We start from the raw sequence: 15368 nt of genomic DNA on the forward strand, positions 1-15368 counted from the left end.
GGCGCGCTCGGCGCGGCTGGGGCGCTCGGGACGCTCCCCGCGCTCGGAGCGCTCGGGATGCTCGACCTTGACGGTCTGCGCGCCCTCCCCCGCCGCGATCTTGGTGGAGCGGCGGCGGCGCGGCTTGCGCGTCTCGTCAGCCGCGGAGGCCGACCCGCCGTGCGCGGCGGCCCCGCCGCGTCCCCGCGAGCCGCCGCGTCCCCGCGACTTCGCCGAGGAGCCCGCAGAGCCCTTGCCGCCCTCGGAGCGCTTCGCCTTGCCGCCCGGCGTGCGGCGCACCGAGCCGGCCTCGGCCAGCTTGTCGGAGCCGGTGAACTGCGAGGTGAGGAACGTCACCGGATCGGAGGCGTAGCCTGATGACGCGTCGGCGGTGGCGGCGTCCCACGCGTCGTCGCCCACGACGCTCGGGCGCGCGCCCTCCTCGGGCTCGTCGAAGTCGGCAAGCGGCACCTTCACGGGCTTCTCGCCCTCCACCTTCAGCGACACCACCTCGCGCGGCACGTCGAGCTCGACCACCTTGGCCGGCCCCGCGGGCGTCTGCACGGTGGCGTTGGCCTTCGGCGCGCGCGACTTGAAGTCCTTGTAGGCGTCGTACTCGTAGCGCAGGCAGCACATGAGGCGCCCGCACAGACCCGAGATCTTCTGAGGGTTCAGCGAGAGGTCCTGCTCCTTGGCCATGCGGATGGACACCGGGTTGAACTCGCCGCCCATGCGCTTGCAGCACAGCTCCTGCCCGCAGTGGCCCAGGCCGCCCACGATGCGCGCCTCGTCGCGCACGCCGATCTGGCGCATGTCGATGCGCACGTGGAAGTGCGCGGCCAGCTTGCGCACCAGGTCGCGGAAGTCGATGCGGTCCTCGGCCTCGAAGTAGAAGACGGCCTTGTCGCCGTCGAGCAGGAACTCCACCGACACCGGGTGCATCTCGGCGCTCGCCTCCGCCACCATGCGCTTGAACACGGGCAGCGCCTCGCGGCCCCGCTTCTCCATCTCGCGCGACCGCTCGACGTCCTCGTCGGTGGCGAGGCGCAGCACGCGGCGCAGCGGGGTCTTCAGGGCCTTTATCTCGGCGTGCGGCACCTCGATCACGTCGCTGGCCGCCCTGCCGAACTCGGTGCCGCGCGCGGTGTCGACCACCACGGGCGCGCCCTTGGGCACGTCGAGCTCGCCGGGGTCGAACCACAGCGTGCGGGGATTGTAGGCAAGATTAATCGGTGCGACCCGAACCATGCAGAACCTCTCTCACTTCGAACAGCAACGCGTCGATGCACGTTTCTGGGGATACATTATAGGCAAGCGCCTGCTCGGCCACGCGCACGCAGGACAGCGCGCGCGACGCGCGGGCCACGTCGGAGGTGCGCGCGGCGGCCTCGATGCTCTCGCGCGCGTCGACGTTGATGACCAGCTCGGGCGCGCCCGCGCACGTGGCGCACACGTCGCGCAGCCACGAGCCGATGATCGCGGTGGTCTGGCGCAGGTACTCGCTCGTCTTCGCCGTGATCTGGCGCTTGTTGCGCGCCTCGATCTGGCGGATGGCCGACTTCGCGAGGAAGTCGGCGTTCTCGGCCAGCTCGGCCTCCTGGGCGGCGCGCACCTCGTCGAGCGGCGCCTTCGACTTCTCCACGAGCGTGCGCGCGTACCCGATGACGTCCCAGTCGTCGGCGTGCGCGAGCGACGCCATGACCGCGAGCACCTCGCCGCGGAAGGCCAGCCGCTCGTTTCCCGGCGCGCGCAGAAACTCGATGGCGCGCGTGATGGAGCCGCCGCACGCCTCCACGGCCATGCGCGCCTGCGCGACGGGCGCGCCCGTGTTCTGGCTCACGATGCCCGCCGCCTCGGTGGCCGGGATGTGCCGGAAGGGCACCACCTGGCAGCGCGAGAGGATGGTGGGCAGCACGCTCTCGCGCGTGCGGCCGAGCAGGATGAGCACCACGTCGGCCGGGGGCTCCTCGAGGGTCTTCAGAAACGCGTTGGCCGCGCTCGTGCCGAGCAGGTCGACGCGGTCGAGGATGTAGACCTTCTTCTGGGCCTGGATGGGGGCGAGCGCCGTGTCGGCCACGATCTCGCGGATCTGCTCGACGAGGTAGCCCGACGCGCCCGCCGGCGCGAAGAAGCGCACGTCGGGGTGCTTCTGGCGCTTGATGCGCGCGCAGGCGTCGCACGCGCCGCACATGCCGCCGCGCGGGCCGCGCGGGCCCTTCGGGCACATGAGCGCCTGGGCGAGGGCGTAGGCGGCCGCCGTCTTGTTCGAGCCCGCCGGGCCCGTGAACAGGTACGCGTGCGTCACGCGCTCGGACTTCACGCTCGTGCGCAGGAAGTCGCGCACCTTCGGCTGGCCGAGTATGTTCTCGAACGCGTCAGCCACGGGCGCGCTCCTGGGACGACCGGGAAGCTCGCGGGGACTGGGACGCCCGGGACGTCGCGCCTGCTTGGGAAGCCCGGGGCGTCGCGCCCGCAGCGCGCCCGCCCGGCACGTCGAGCACGGCGAAGTACTCCTCGTCGCAGATGCGCGCGTCGGCCATCCAGGGGAACAGGTCGCTCAGCGCGTGGAAGATCATCGCCGCCGTGACCGAGCGCGGGCCGTCCGAGCTGATGACCCTCACGCGCGCGGAGTCCTCCTGCGCAATGGCCGCGAAGCCCGCCGCCACGCGCTCGTGGAACGCCGCGCCCGCCTGCTCGAGCCGGTCGGCGGCGGCGCGGCGCGCGCCCACGCGGACGAGCCCCTCCTCGGGGCCCCCGCACGTCATGAGCAGCGTGCGGTCGGGCATGATCCCGCGCGTGGAGAAGCGGTTGGCCGCGTCCACGAACGCGCGGTCGAGCCCGCGGCCGAACGCCTGGTAGGCCACCGTGGAGTCGAGGAAGCGGTCGCACAGGACCACCGCGCCGCGCTCGAGCGCCGGCTCTATCACCTCGGCGACGATCTGGGCGCGCGCGGCCTCGTAGATGAGCAGCTCCGCCTCGTCCGCCAAGCTCTCGTGCGCGGGGTCGAGCACCACCGCGCGCAGCGCCTCGCCCACCGGCGTGCCGCCCGGCTCGCGCAGGCGCACCACCTCCGCGCCCCGTTCCTCCAGGGCGTCGGCCAGAAACCCGATGTGGGTCGTCTTGCCCGCGCCGTCTCCCCCCTCGAAGGTGACGAAGACGCCGCGGCTGCTTGGTGCGGATGCGGTCATGCCCATGCGCGCTCCGTGCCCGCGCCTAGGCGCGGCTCGCGGCGCGAGCCTCGAGCGCGCAGGTGCGCACCGCGCGCGCCACGCACTCGGCCACGCGCGGGTCGAACGGGTCGGGCATGATGAAGTCCTCGCAGAGCTCCTCGTCGGACACGAGCGACGCGAGCGCCTCGGCCGCCGCGAGCTTCATGGGCTCGGTGATGCGCTCGGCGCGCGCCTCGAGCGCGCCCTTGAAGATGCCGGGGAACGCGATCACGTTGTTCACCTGGTTCGGGAAGTCCGAGCGCCCCGTGCCCACCACGCGCGCGCCCGCGGCCTTCGCCTCGTCGGGGAAGATCTCGGGCGTGGGGTTGGCCATGGCGAACACGATGGCGTCCGGCGCCATGGAGGCCACCATGTCCTGGCTGATGACACCGGGCGCCGACACGCCGATGACGATGTCGGCCCCGCGCATGGCGTCGGCGAGCGTGCCGCTTTCGTCCTCGAGGTTCGTCCACTGGAGCATGGCGCGCTGGGCGCCGTTGATCCCCTCGTAGCCCGACCACAGGATTCCCGCGCGGTCGCACATGGTGAGCGTGGTGAAGCCGTAGGACAGCAGCAGCTTCGCGATGGCGATGCCCGCCGAGCCCGCGCCGTTCACCACCACGCGCGCGTCCTCCTTGCTCTTGCCCACCAGGCGCAGCGCGTTGATGATGCCCGAGAGCACCACGATGGCGGTGCCGTGCTGGTCGTCGTGGAACACCGGGATGTCGAGCGCGTCGTTCAGGCGCGCCTCGATCTCGAAGCAGCGCGGCGCCGAGATGTCCTCCAGGTTGATGCCGCCGAACGCCGGCGCGATCTGGATGCACGCCTTGATGATCTCCTCGGTGTCCTGCGTGTCGAGGCAGATGGGGAACGCGTCCACGCCGCCGAACGTCTTGAACAGCGCCGCCTTGCCCTCCATGACCGGCATGGCGGCCAGAGGCCCGATGTTGCCCAGTCCCAGAACCGCGCTGCCGTCGGAGACCACGGCCACGGTGTTCGACTTGATGGTGTAGTCGTAGGCGGCGTCAGGGTTCTTCGCGATCACCTTGCAGGACTCGGCCACGCCGGGCGTGTAGGCGCACGCCAGGTCATGGCGCGTGGCGATGTCCATCTTCGGCGTGGTGGCGATCTTGCCGCGCCACTGCTCGTGCAGACCAAGCGACTCTTCTGCGATGTCCATGGGTTTTCCTCGCTATCGTGAAACGGCGGCGCCCGAGCGCCGTCGCGTTTGCTTCGTTTTCCTACTTAACCTCGATATTGTATACCTTATGCCTTTGCGCGCCCGCGAGGTCACGCATGGATTACACTATTCACAGAGGACATGCCTGCTCCTGCGGGCAAAAGCACCGAGCGATGAGGGAGAGACCTATGCCGCAAGGCAACCAAACCGCGCCCGCGCTCTCGCCTGAGCGCGTGGCGTCGGCAACCTACGACGCCATCCGTGAATGCGCCACCACGCTGCGCCCCGACTTCAGACGTGCCGTCAAGTCGGCGCTCGACAGCCTGCGAGCCGGCGACTCGGACAAGGGCGCCAGCGTCCTTGGGCAGATCCTGGAGAACGCGGCCATCGGCGAGGCTGACGCCGTGCCCATCTGCCAGGACACGGGCACCGTGTGGGTGTGCTTGGAGGTCGGAAGCGAGCTCGCAGTCCCCGGCAACGTGTTCTCGCAGGTGGATGACGCGGTGGCGCGCGCCTACGCCGACGGGCGGCTGCGCATGAGCGTGCTGGCCGACGCGCTGTTCGACCGCACGAACACGCGCGACAACACGCCTGCGTTCTGCGAGGTCAAGCTGGTGAGCGGCGCCGGCGCCACGCTGCACGTGCTGCTCAAGGGCGGCGGCTCGGACAACGCGAGCCGCGTGGTCATGCTGCCGCCGGGTGCCGGCGCGGACGGCGTGCGCAAGGTGGTGCTCGACTGCGTGCGCGAGAAGGCCGCGAACGCCTGCCCGCCGCTCGTGGTCGGCCTCGGCGTGGGCAGCACGTTCGACAAGGTCGCGGGCCTCGCGAAGCACGCGCTGCTGCGCGCGGTGGGCTCCCCCGCGCAGAGCGAGGAGGCCGCGGCGTTCGAGCGCGAGCTGCTCGACGAGGTGAACGCGCTCGGCATCGGACCGGCGGCGCTCGGCGGCTCGCCCACCGCGCTCGCCGTGCACCTCGAGACGGCGCCCTGCCACATCGCCGCCCTGCCGGTGGCGGTGAACATGGGCTGCTGCGCCATGCGCTCGAAGTCGGTCGAGCTCGTGCCGTGGGACGGCGGCACCGCCGCCTGCGCCGCCGACGCCGCAGGAGCTGCGGGCGCTGAGGCCGGCGAAGGCCCTCGGGCGAAAGGAGGCGCGCGATGAGCGACCCGATCAAGCTGACGCTGCCGCTGGCGCGTGAGGACGTGGCGGATCTGCGCATCGGCGACGAGGTGCTCCTCTCCGGCCCCGTGTACACCATGCGCGATGCGGGGCATGCGCGCGCGCTCGAGGCCCTGCGCGCCGACGGGGCGCTGCCCTTCGGCCTTGAGGGCGCCACGCTCTTCTACGCCGGGCCCACCCCGCCAGCTGCCGGCCGTCCCCTGGGGTCGGTCGGGCCCACCACCGCGAGCCGCATGGACTTCGCCACGCCAACGCTCATGGAGGCCGGCATCGTGGCGTGCGTCGGCAAGGGGAAGCGCTCGCCCGAGGTAGTGGAGGCATGCCGCGCGACGGGCAGCGTGTACTTCGCGTGCGTGGGCGGCATCGCGGCGCTCCTGGCCACGCATGTGGCGAAGAGCGAGCTCGTGGCCTGGGAGGACTTGGGCACCGAGGCGCTGCGCCGCCTTGAGCTCGAGGACTTCCCCGCCTTCGTCGCCGTCGACGCCCGCGGCGGCGACCTCTACCGCGCCATCGAGCAAGCCGCGCAGTAGGGGCACGAGCTTCGCTACTTCTTCTTGCGCGCAGGAGCCTTCTTCTTCGCGGCAGGCTTCTTCGCCGCCTTCTTCTTCTCCTCCTCGGCCTTGCCGGGGCAGTCGAAGTTCGGGCAGAGCTTCCACGGGCCGCGCGCGGTGGTCACGATCACCATCGGCGCGCCGCAGTGCTCGCACGCCTCGTCGGTGGCGGTGAGCTTGCCGTACTGGGGCAGCGGGTAGCGCGTCTGGCACGTCTCGAAGTTCTCGCAGGTGATCGAGCGCTTGAGCGTGCGCGGGTTGCGCCGCGCGATGAGCTTGGCGTCGACGCCCCTGTCGCCGCAGTTCGGGCACAGGCCCACCATCACCTCGGGCTCCTGGTTGGTGGGGCAGGCGGGGTCGATGCACACGGTGCGCGGCTTCGTGCGGAAGGCCGTCACCTTCACCTGCGGCATGCCGCAGGTGGGGCACGCCTCGGGCACGGACTCCACCTTGCCCTTCGGCAGCGGGTAGGTCACGTCGCAGTCGGGCCAGCCGGCGCACCCGATGAACATGGACTTCGTCTTCTGGCTCGCGCGCAGCTGCAGGTCGCGCCCGCACTTGGGGCACGGCCCCACGTAGGCGTCAGCCGCCACGGCGTCGGCGAGCGCGTCCTTGACCTCCTCGGAGTGCGGCATGAGGTCGGCCAGCTGCTGGGCCAGAAGGTCGCGCGAGGTGCTCACCACGGCCTCGCGCGTGGTCTTGCCCTCGGCGATGTTGTCCATCTCCTCCTCGAGCTCTGCCGTCATGTCGGGATGCGTGATGTGCGGCGCGAACTTGTCGAGCGCGTCGATCACCGCGATGCCGAGCTGCGAGGGCTCGATGGGGTCGTTCTGCACGTACTTCACCGCGTAGAGGCGCTCGATGATCGAGTGGCGCGTCGACTTGGTGCCCAGCCCCAGCTTCTCCATCTCCTGGATGAGCTTGCCCTGGCTGTAGCGCGCCGGCGGCTCGGTCTGCTTCTTGGTGCAGGTGGCGCCGTTGAAGGCCACCTGCGCGCCCTGCTCGAGGGCGGGCAGCTGCTCGTCCTTCTTCAGCCCGTAGGGGTAGATGCTGCGGAAGCCCGCCTGCACGAGCACGTCGCCCTTGGCCACGAAGGGCTCGCCGGCCACGTCGAGCGTGACCTTGGTGCCCTCCACCACGGCCGCGTCCGACAGCGTGGCCAGAAAGCGCCGCGCCACCAGGTTGTAGAGCTTGTACTCGGCGGCGGGCAGGTCGTCCGGCGTGGCCTTCGCCGTAGGGTAGATGGGCGGGTGGTCGGTGGTCTCCTTCTTGCCGCGCGTGGCGGTGAGCTTGCCCTTCGCGAGCAGCGCCTTGCACGTGGGGGCGTACGCCGGGTTGCCCGCGATGGTGCGCACCACCTCGGCGAGGTCGAGCGACGCGGGGTACACCGTGTTGTCGACGCGGGGGTAGGAGATGTAGCCGTCCATGTAGAGGCTCTCGGCGATGCGCATGGTGCGCGCGGGCGTGAGGCCCTCGGCCGAGGCCGCGGCCATGAGCGCGGTGGTGTTGAACGGCACGGGCGGCGGCACGCGGCGCTTCTTCTTCTCCACGGAGGCCACGCGCGCGCTTGCGGCGCCCGCCACGTGCTCCATGGCCGCGGTCGCCTCGGCCTCGGACTTGAAGCGCGCCGTGGCGTGCCCCGCCTCGAAGGCTCCCTCCCCCGCCCCGTCGGTGGGGCCGACCTGCGCGGCGGCGTCGAAGGCGCCCTTGATCACCCAGTAGTCCTGCGGGACGAACGCCATGCGCTCGCGCTCGCGCGCCACGATGAGCGCGAGCGTGGGGGTCTGCACGCGCCCTGAGGAGCGCACGTTGCCGTAGCCCGCGAACTTCACGAGCGTGAGGTAGCGCGTGAGCGCCGCGCCCCAGATCAGGTCGATGTCCTGGCGCGAGGCGCCGGCGGCGGCCAGGTTGTCGTCCATCTCCACCAAGTTCGAGAACGCGCCCTGGATCTCGGGCTTCGTGAACGCCGAGTAGCGCGCGCGGCTCACGGGGGCGGTCTTGTTCACCTCACGGCAGCACGAAAGCGCGTCCGAGCCGATGAGCTCGCCCTCGCGGTCGAAGTCGGTAGCGATGACGATGGAGTCGGCCTTCTTCGCGAGGTTCTTCAAGCTGCGGATGATGTCCTTCTCCTTGGGCAGCTTCTCGATGGGCGCGTACGCCAGGTACGGCAGCGCCTCCATCTTCCAGCCCTTGAGGTCGACGCCGTCCTCGGTGAAGGGCTTCTTCTTCTTGAAGGGCGGGCGCGCGAGCGTGGAGGGAATGCTGGCGGGGACGACCTCGCCGTCGGCGGTGACGCCCTGCCAGCCGCCGCGCTTCTTGTACACGAGCTGCGGCGCGAAGTCGGGCTCGAGGATGTGGCCGCGCAATCCGATGGTCACCCACTCCTCACCGTCGAGCTCGAACCGGTACACCGGCGTGTTGAACACCTTGTCGGACTTGGGCTTCGTCGCGCCGAGCAAGTCGGCGATCTTCTGGGCCGCGTCGTTCTTCTCGGTTACCACCAGCTTCACGCGGTTCCTCCTTCTCGTCTGCCGCTCCAAGCCTGCACGTGAAGGCAAGCCGCGGCGCTCAATCACACGATGACCCCACTTGTTTATTAACGTGTGCGGGGATGGCTCGCCTTCGGCGGGGCCGACGGCGAGGCTGCGCTCGGTCGGCGCAGCATGCGATAGCATACACGATTTAGCCGCGCGGCTGGGGAAATCCCGCAAATGCCAACTTTCAGGAGGCAGACTGGGCAGCCTGTGCGGCCTCCAGGGAAGATTGCGCGGCCAGTGCGGCCTCCGCGGCCGGGATGGCTTACGCAGCGGCGGCCTCCGGGGAAGCTGCGGCCTGCGCGGCCGCGGCTGCGGCCTCCTCGCGGACGAGGACGCGCTGCATGGCGGCTATCGCGCACTCGAGCTGCTCGTCGTCGGGCTCGTTGGTGGTGAGGTACTGCATCTGCATGCCCGGCCACAGGATCACCTTCACGAGCGGGTTGTCGGGGTGGCTCCCCGCCCACTTCACCGTGATCTCGTAGCTGATGCCCGCGATGAGCGGCATGAGCACGATGCGCGACGCGATGACGAGCGCGAGCTTCGGCGCGCCGTCAGGCACCCCGAGCCCCGCGATGAGCGCGTTCAGGGGAACGACGGTGTACACCAGGATGGCGATGATCATGACCATGATGAGGAACGCCGTGCCGCAGCGCACGTGCAGGCGCGGGAACCGCCGCGCGTTCTCGGGCGTGAGCGGCAGGCCGTGCTCGTAGCAGTGGATGGTCTTGTGCTCGGCGCCGTGGTACATGAACATGCGGCGGATGTCCTGCATGCGCCCGATGAGCCAGATGTAGAACACGAACACCGCCACGCGCAGCAGGCCGTCCACGGCGTTCCACGCAAGCGTGCTCTGGTCGTACTCGCCCACGATGAGGTTGGTGAGGAAGGCCGGCGCCACGATGAAGAGCACCACGCCGAGCACGAGCCCGAGCACGAGCGAGATGGTCATCTCGGCCCCGCTCAGCCCCCCGCCGGAGGACTCCTTGGGCCCCTGGGGCTCCTGGGCGGCGGGAGCCTCCTGCGCGCGCTCGTCCACCACCTCGAGCATGCGCTGGGCCCCGAGCGCGTCGATCATGGCGTCGGGGCGCCCGAAGTCGTCCTTCCAGGAAAACGCCTGGTCTTTGGCCACGGACGCCTCATCGGCTTCGACAGCGCGCTTGGCGGCGGGCTCATCATCGGCAGCATCAGCGCGCTTGGCGGCGGGCGCAGCTTGCGCGTCCTCGTCCTCGTCGGCGAACGCATGCTGCGCGGCGATCTCGAGCGCCTTGTAGCCGAGCATGAGCGACTCCACGAGCGCCGTGCACCCGCGCACGAGCGGCACGTGCAGCCAGCGGTTCTTCGCGCGACCCGACGCGAGGTCGTGCTCCTCCACGTAGATGCCGCCGTCCGGCTCGCGCACGGCGACCGCCCAGTTGAGCTTGCCGCGCATCATGATGCCCTCGAGGAGCGCCTGCCCGCCGACGTGCGTCTTGCGCGCGCCGTCCTCGGAAAACGCGCGCGACAGGTCGCTCCTCTTTCCCTTGCCGCCCACGTTAGCCCCTCTGAACGCTCGGGTACGGGTTGCCGCAGGTCATCTTGCCCTCCGGGCACACGCCGCGCACGCAGGGCGCGCCTGCGGCGGCGAACACGTACGGGGCGGTGGGGCGCGCGAGCTCGAGCATGCGGTGCGCCATCTCGCGGATCTCCCACTGGGCGCGGTTGCAGCAGCGCAGGTCGAAGAAGTGCAGCAACTCGCGCACGTTCATGGTGACGACGATCTTCGTCTCGGCGGCGTTCGGGAGGAGGTAGCGCGCGTCCTCCGCGGGAATCCCCAGCTCGACGAGCTTCGCGTACGCCTCCTTCGCCGCCTCGACGGCCTCGTCGAACACCTGGCTCGCCTCGGCGCTCTGCGCGACCGTGCCGGGCTTGATCGTCTCGAGGCCGCTCGTGAACTTCACGTAGCGCTGCGACTGCTGGTTGAAGCTGGCCAGGCGATGGCGCACGAGCTGGTGCGTGAGCGCGCGCGACACGCCGTCGATGGCGAAGGTGTAGCTCGCGTGCTCGAGCGTGGAGAAGTGGCCGCTCTCCATGATGGTGGAGAGCACCGAGCGCACGCGCTCGGCGGGCATGGTCTCCATGAGCTCGGAGGCGCCGACGGGCGCGTAGCACAGGCGCGCGGCCGTGGCGATGGCCCGCTCGGGGTCGGGGGTGTGGTAGAGCAGCTCAACCTGCATGAAGGTCCTCCTGGGTGTCAGCCGAGCGAGCGCTCGGTTCGGGCGTCGGCGCACTCGCGGCACGGCGCGCGTCTCGTTTCCTGACAGTATAGCGGCGGCGCGGACGCGGCCGGCCCTTCCTCCGACAAAACGCAAACCCTCGACGGCGAGCAGACACACGGGATGATGCTTGGGGTCGCTTGGAGGCTGAGGTCTGGCGGGGCTGGGGCAGAGCTCAGTCGCTCGAACAGTCCTGCTCGCGCGAAAGCGCCGCTGGCGCTTTCGGCTCGTGCGGAACTCGCTTGGTGAGCACCGCCCCAGTCCCGCCAGACCGGGCATCGCCAGCCCGCTCTTCAGCCTGCCCCAGCCCCCGCCGAATCGGGCGGATCCGCGGTGACTACGCCGGCGTCACCTCGTACTTCGCGTTGATCGGAGCAATGTCGGACTGGACGCTTCCCTCAGGCTGCACGTCGACCGTCGCCGGATCCCCGCCAGACTCCACCACGTCCATGAGGGCCCTCCACTTGTCAGGCTCGTTGGGGATCAGCCACAGCTCAGTGTCCGGGTCAATCCCGCCGAAGGTCGGGCCGCTCGTTCCGTACACCGTGAAGGAGTCCATCGACGCGTACTCCGCCGCGACCTTGAGCACGCCGCCGAGGGGGATGTTGGTCGTGACGTTCTGATACAGGTCAGACAGCGCCTTCTCGCTCCCGCCCTCGCTCTCGTACACGGCAGCCATGAGGCGCACGAACATCTGGCGGTCGACGACCTGGCGCATCATGTCGTTGTCAAGGTCGAAGTCGCTGTACGAGGTGCGCGCGCGAGAGAGGGCCATCGCGCGCCACGGCGTGAGGGTCTGCTCCCCCGCCTCGAAGACCTCGTTGGGGTAGTCGTTGGTGTAGAACGAGTAGTCCAGCGGGTAGGGCAGGTCGATGGGAAGCTCGCCGAAGTAGCCCACGATGCTCTGCAGCTGGTCAAACCCGATGATCGCATACTGCTTCACGTCGACCCCCGTGATGTCCTTGACGGCGGCGAGCGCCCCTTCGACGCCATCGCGCTCGTAAGCCATGTTGGCTTTGATCACGCTGCCGTCAGCGGTGACGTACGCCGTGTCGCGGGGAACGGAGATCAGGTACATCTGCTTGTTAGCGGGGTCAAGCTTGAGCAGCGCCATGAGGTCAGAGCGGCCCGGCGTGTAGCTCTCCCACGAGTCGTCGCCGATGACCAGCACATAGGGGTCAACCGTCTCCTCAGCGTGATCGCTCACCTCAAGCGACACGCGCGCATCAGATGACGACTGCTGCTCCTTCTGCCCCGAGCAGCCGCAGAGCGCCAAGGCAAGCAAGGCCGCAGAGGCAACGATGAGCGCGCCGCGCACGAGGCGCCCCGTCCGTCGAACGTTCTCCATGAACCGATCCTTTCGTAAAGCTTATCCCAGGCGCCGCAGCGCCCCAACATGCAGCTCACAGGGCAAGACATGAGCTTCCGATGCCCCCGAGCCTGCCTTAGAGGACCTCGGTCCCCTCAAGCTGGACCTTGCCGTCAGCGGACTGGCTCACGTCGACGATGCCCGAGGGATCCTGGCCCGCGTCGACCGCCTTCATGAGCTCGGCCCACTTCTGGGGAGCCTCGTCTGTCAGCCAGAGCTGCGTCTCCTCGTCAATGCCGCCCTCCGTGGGGCCCGTGCACGAGTACAGCACGACTTCGTCAGCTTGCGCCATCTTGGTGGCCCAGCTCACGAGGTCGTCAAGCGGGATGTCCGTCTGGATCATGCCCGAGAGCTTCTCGATCTCGCCGGGAATCGAGGGAATGGGCTGCGACAGGACCTGCTTCATGACGCCGACCATCATCGCTCGGATGTTAGCTTGGCGGATGGCGTCCTCGGAGACGCCGGCCTCGTAAGCTGTGCGCATGCGCGCGAGCGCGATGGCCTGCTCGCCTGTGAGAAGCTGCTTCCCTGCGTCAACGTGCACCACCGGCTCGTCGAGCGTGTACACCTGGTAGTCGAACGTGTAGGGAACGTCCACCATGACCCCGCCCAGGCTGTCGACGACTGATTGCAGCTGGTCGAACTCGAGCTCGACGTAGTGGGATATGTCAACGCCCGTCAGGTTCGACACGGCCTCGACGCAGGCGATCTCGCCCTCGCGCGAGAACACCTCGTTGAGCTTGACCTTCTGCCCGTCGATCTGATAGGGCGTGTCACGAGGAATCGAGACCATCGTGATCTGGGGCTTGTTGAGGTCAACGCGAGCGAGGATCATGGCGTCGCTGCGAGCGCCGTAGTCCTCCCAGTGGTCAGACCCGATGACGAGCACGTAGAACGGCTTCTGGTAGTCGGCCTCGGTGAGGATGCCCTTGAGCGCCGAGAGGTCGCCGTCGAAGCCGATGTTCGACTTGAGGTTGTTGTAATAGGCACCTGCGGCGATGCCGACGCCGAGGGCGATGACGAGGATGCCTCCCAGAATGCCGAGGAGGACCTTCTTCCACGTCTGCATCTTCTTCTTGACGGGCATGTGGGGAATCTGACCCGGAGGGTAGGTGCCGCCCGCGCCGTAACCGCCGCCCGCCGCCGCGGGGACGTAGCCGGCCTGGCTGTATGCAGGCCCCGACGCGTATCCCGTGCGCGACCGCTGGCCTGCCTGAGCCGCATTTGGACCGCCCGCGCCCCGAACCGCCCGCTGGCCTCGCGCGACACCGCCGGGCTGTGCCGCCGCCTGCTGACGTTGCGCCTGCAAACGGGGGTTGTTGCTGCCCGTCGCACGCGCGACGCCCTTGCCTACGTGAGCACGCCTTCCGCCCGAAGGGGAACCGCTGTCGTAGGGTGAAGTCATGACAAACTACTCCTTAAAAGTCGGCAAAACTCTCGTCAGTTTATCATCCCGAACCTGACTCTGACGAAATGACCAGCCATTCTACACGAGCGGCTAAGCCCTGCCTCAGCGCCTGGCGAGGCAAGGGCTAGAACGGAGGCGCGGGCTGGGGCGGTGCTCACCAAGCGAGTTCCGCACGAGCCGAAAGCGCCAGCGGCGCTTTCGCGCGAGCAGGACTGTTCGAGCGACTGAGCTCTGCCCCAGCCCGCGCCGGACCGGGCATCGTCAGCCCACTCTTCAACCTGCCCCAGCCCCGCCAGACCTGACACGCCCGCCATCAGGCGGCAGCATCTCCCCGAGCTGGCCCCTCCTTGAGCCTTCGCGCCAGAAACGCCAGCATGATCGCGGAGGCCACGGCGTAGGCGACGGAGACGGCGAAGCTCACGCCGTTCCCGCCGAACGCCTGCACGAGCACCACCGAGCACGGCAGCGACACCAGAAAGCCCGCGCCGTTGCCCACGAGGTTGCCGCGCATGTCGCGCACGGAGATGAGCAGGTCGCTCAGAAACGACACGTACGCCGTGAGCACCACGCACACGAGCGCCGGGTACAGCAGGTACACGTGCGCGGCGATGCTCGGGCCGAACACGAGCACGAGCAGGGGCTCGCCCGCGAACGCGAACAGCACGAAGCAGGCTGCGAACAGCGCCGCGATGCCCGCCGTCACCTTCCCCAGAAGGCCCCAGAAGCCGCGGCGGTCGCCGTCGGCGAACTTCTGCGCGAACACGCCGAGCAGCGGGTCGTAGAGGTAGCTCGCGCCCGCCTGCACCGCCACCGCCGGCGTGCACACCGACGCGTACACGCCGAGCGCCGCGTCGCCCGCCCACGCGCCCAGGTACTGGCGCGGCACCGTGGCCACGCAGATGTAGAACACCGCGCCGAGAACAGCCGGCAGGCACGTCCGCGCCAGCTTCCAGGCGCGCGCCGGGGTGATGGAGGGGCGCAGCGCGTCGAGCTTGCCCGCGCAGCGCACGTCGTAGACGATCACCGGGTAGGTCACGGCGATCATGGCGAGGATGGCCAGCGTGAGGTCGCCCGTGACGCCGAAGACGCCCGCGAACGCCGCCAGGAACAGGATGCCGCGCATCATGAGCGACTTGCCGCAGAAGTCCATGCGGAAGTTCTGCTGGTCGACGCCGTGCAGCACGTCGATGAACACCTCGCCCGCGCGGAACGCCAAGTAGAGGAGCACTGGGGCGTAGGCTGCCGTCGCGCAGGTGGCAAGCGCGTACGCCCCCACCGCCGCGAAGGCCACGCCTATGGTGATCAGGCGGAACGCCACGTACTCGTGCGCGGACACCGCGCGGTTGACGTCCGAGACCTGGTACGCGCGGATCTTGTAGAGCGCGATGTGCGCGAAGATGTTCGACACCGCCATGGCCAGCGCCAGCACGCCGGCGGCGTCGTAGGTGGGCGACAGCCGCGCCACCAGCACCGTCACCACCCACTGGGACATCAGGTAGACGAGCGAGCCTGCCGAGTTCCACAGCATGTTCCTCTTTATCGAAAGCTCCTGCATCTCCCTCGCTCCTCGCAGCCGGCTCGCAACCCTCTTATTTTCCCAGAAAACCTTGGTACAATGAGAGAACGCGACCAGACTGCACGGAAAACCGACGGCGCCGCGGCGCCGCGCCCAGCCTCGCCTGCGTGTACGGCAGATCTACCAACC

General features: G+C 69.4%; 12 protein-coding genes. 2 read left to right on the forward strand and 10 right to left on the reverse strand.

All coding sequences use genetic code 11. The features are described 5' to 3' along the window. The 4 genes from G7Y49_RS05505 to G7Y49_RS05520 form a co-directional block, all read right to left on the reverse strand. Window positions 1-1227, reverse strand: a 1227-nt coding sequence (locus G7Y49_RS05505) for a regulatory iron-sulfur-containing complex subunit RicT (RefSeq protein ID WP_165171885.1), incomplete at its 3' end; no start/stop codon positions are given. Then, entirely contained in the window at window positions 1205-2362 is a 1158-nt protein-coding gene (locus tag G7Y49_RS05510; protein WP_165171886.1) for an ATP-binding protein, read from the reverse strand. The genes G7Y49_RS05505 and G7Y49_RS05510, both read right to left, overlap by 23 nt. Further along, window positions 2355-3173 carry a dTMP kinase gene (tmk, locus tag G7Y49_RS05515; protein ID WP_241157274.1) on the reverse strand — a complete coding sequence of 273 codons (819 nt, stop codon included), beginning with the start codon at window positions 3171-3173 and terminating at the stop codon, window positions 2355-2357. Before tmk ends, G7Y49_RS05510 begins: the two co-directional genes overlap by 8 nt. A gap of 19 nt (window positions 3174-3192) precedes the next feature. Then, a complete protein-coding gene (locus G7Y49_RS05520; protein ID WP_165171887.1) occupies window positions 3193-4368 on the reverse strand; it encodes an NADP-dependent malic enzyme in 1176 nt (391 codons plus the stop codon). A 188-nt stretch (window positions 4369-4556) separates the two neighbouring features. Between G7Y49_RS05520 and G7Y49_RS05525 the strand changes: the two genes are divergently transcribed. Together G7Y49_RS05525 and G7Y49_RS05530 are read left to right on the forward strand one after the other, a co-directional pair. Further along, a complete protein-coding gene (locus G7Y49_RS05525; protein ID WP_165171888.1) occupies window positions 4557-5528 on the forward strand; it encodes a fumarate hydratase in 972 nt (323 codons plus the stop codon). After that, the gene (locus G7Y49_RS05530; RefSeq protein WP_165171890.1) at window positions 5525-6076 is read left to right on the forward strand and encodes a FumA C-terminus/TtdB family hydratase beta subunit; all 552 of its coding nucleotides are present in this window, start codon (window positions 5525-5527) and stop codon (window positions 6074-6076) included. Before G7Y49_RS05525 ends, G7Y49_RS05530 begins: the two co-directional genes overlap by 4 nt. 14 nt (window positions 6077-6090) lie before the next feature. Here the strand turns inward: G7Y49_RS05530 and G7Y49_RS05535 are convergent, their stop codons facing one another. The 6 genes from G7Y49_RS05535 to G7Y49_RS05560 form a co-directional block, all read right to left on the reverse strand. Continuing rightward, the gene (locus G7Y49_RS05535) at window positions 6091-8607 is read right to left on the reverse strand and encodes a DNA topoisomerase I (protein ID WP_165171892.1); all 2517 of its coding nucleotides are present in this window, start codon (window positions 8605-8607) and stop codon (window positions 6091-6093) included. A 289-nt stretch (window positions 8608-8896) separates the two neighbouring features. After that, window positions 8897-10165, reverse strand: a complete 1269-nt coding sequence (locus G7Y49_RS05540) for a DUF1385 domain-containing protein (protein ID WP_241157275.1) — start codon at window positions 10163-10165, stop codon at window positions 8897-8899. 1 nt (window position 10166) lies between these two features. Further along, window positions 10167-10847, reverse strand: coding sequence for an FAD-dependent thymidylate synthase (gene thyX / locus G7Y49_RS05545; protein WP_165171894.1), 681 nt, complete (start codon window positions 10845-10847; stop codon window positions 10167-10169). Window positions 10848-11223: 376 nt separating this feature from the next. After that, on the reverse strand, window positions 11224-12234 hold the full coding sequence (locus G7Y49_RS05550) for an LCP family protein (protein ID WP_165171896.1): 1011 nt from the start codon (window positions 12232-12234) through the stop codon (window positions 11224-11226). 97 nt (window positions 12235-12331) lie between these two features. After that, window positions 12332-13660, reverse strand: coding sequence for an LCP family protein (locus G7Y49_RS05555; protein WP_165171898.1), 1329 nt, complete (start codon window positions 13658-13660; stop codon window positions 12332-12334). A gap of 316 nt (window positions 13661-13976) precedes the next feature. Continuing rightward, entirely contained in the window at window positions 13977-15218 is a 1242-nt protein-coding gene (locus G7Y49_RS05560; protein ID WP_165171900.1) for a lipopolysaccharide biosynthesis protein, read from the reverse strand. Window positions 15219-15368: the final 150 nt, after the last annotated feature.

Source organism: Adlercreutzia sp. ZJ242 (assembly GCF_011038995.1).
GTDB lineage: Bacteria > Actinomycetota > Coriobacteriia > Coriobacteriales > Eggerthellaceae > CAAEEV01.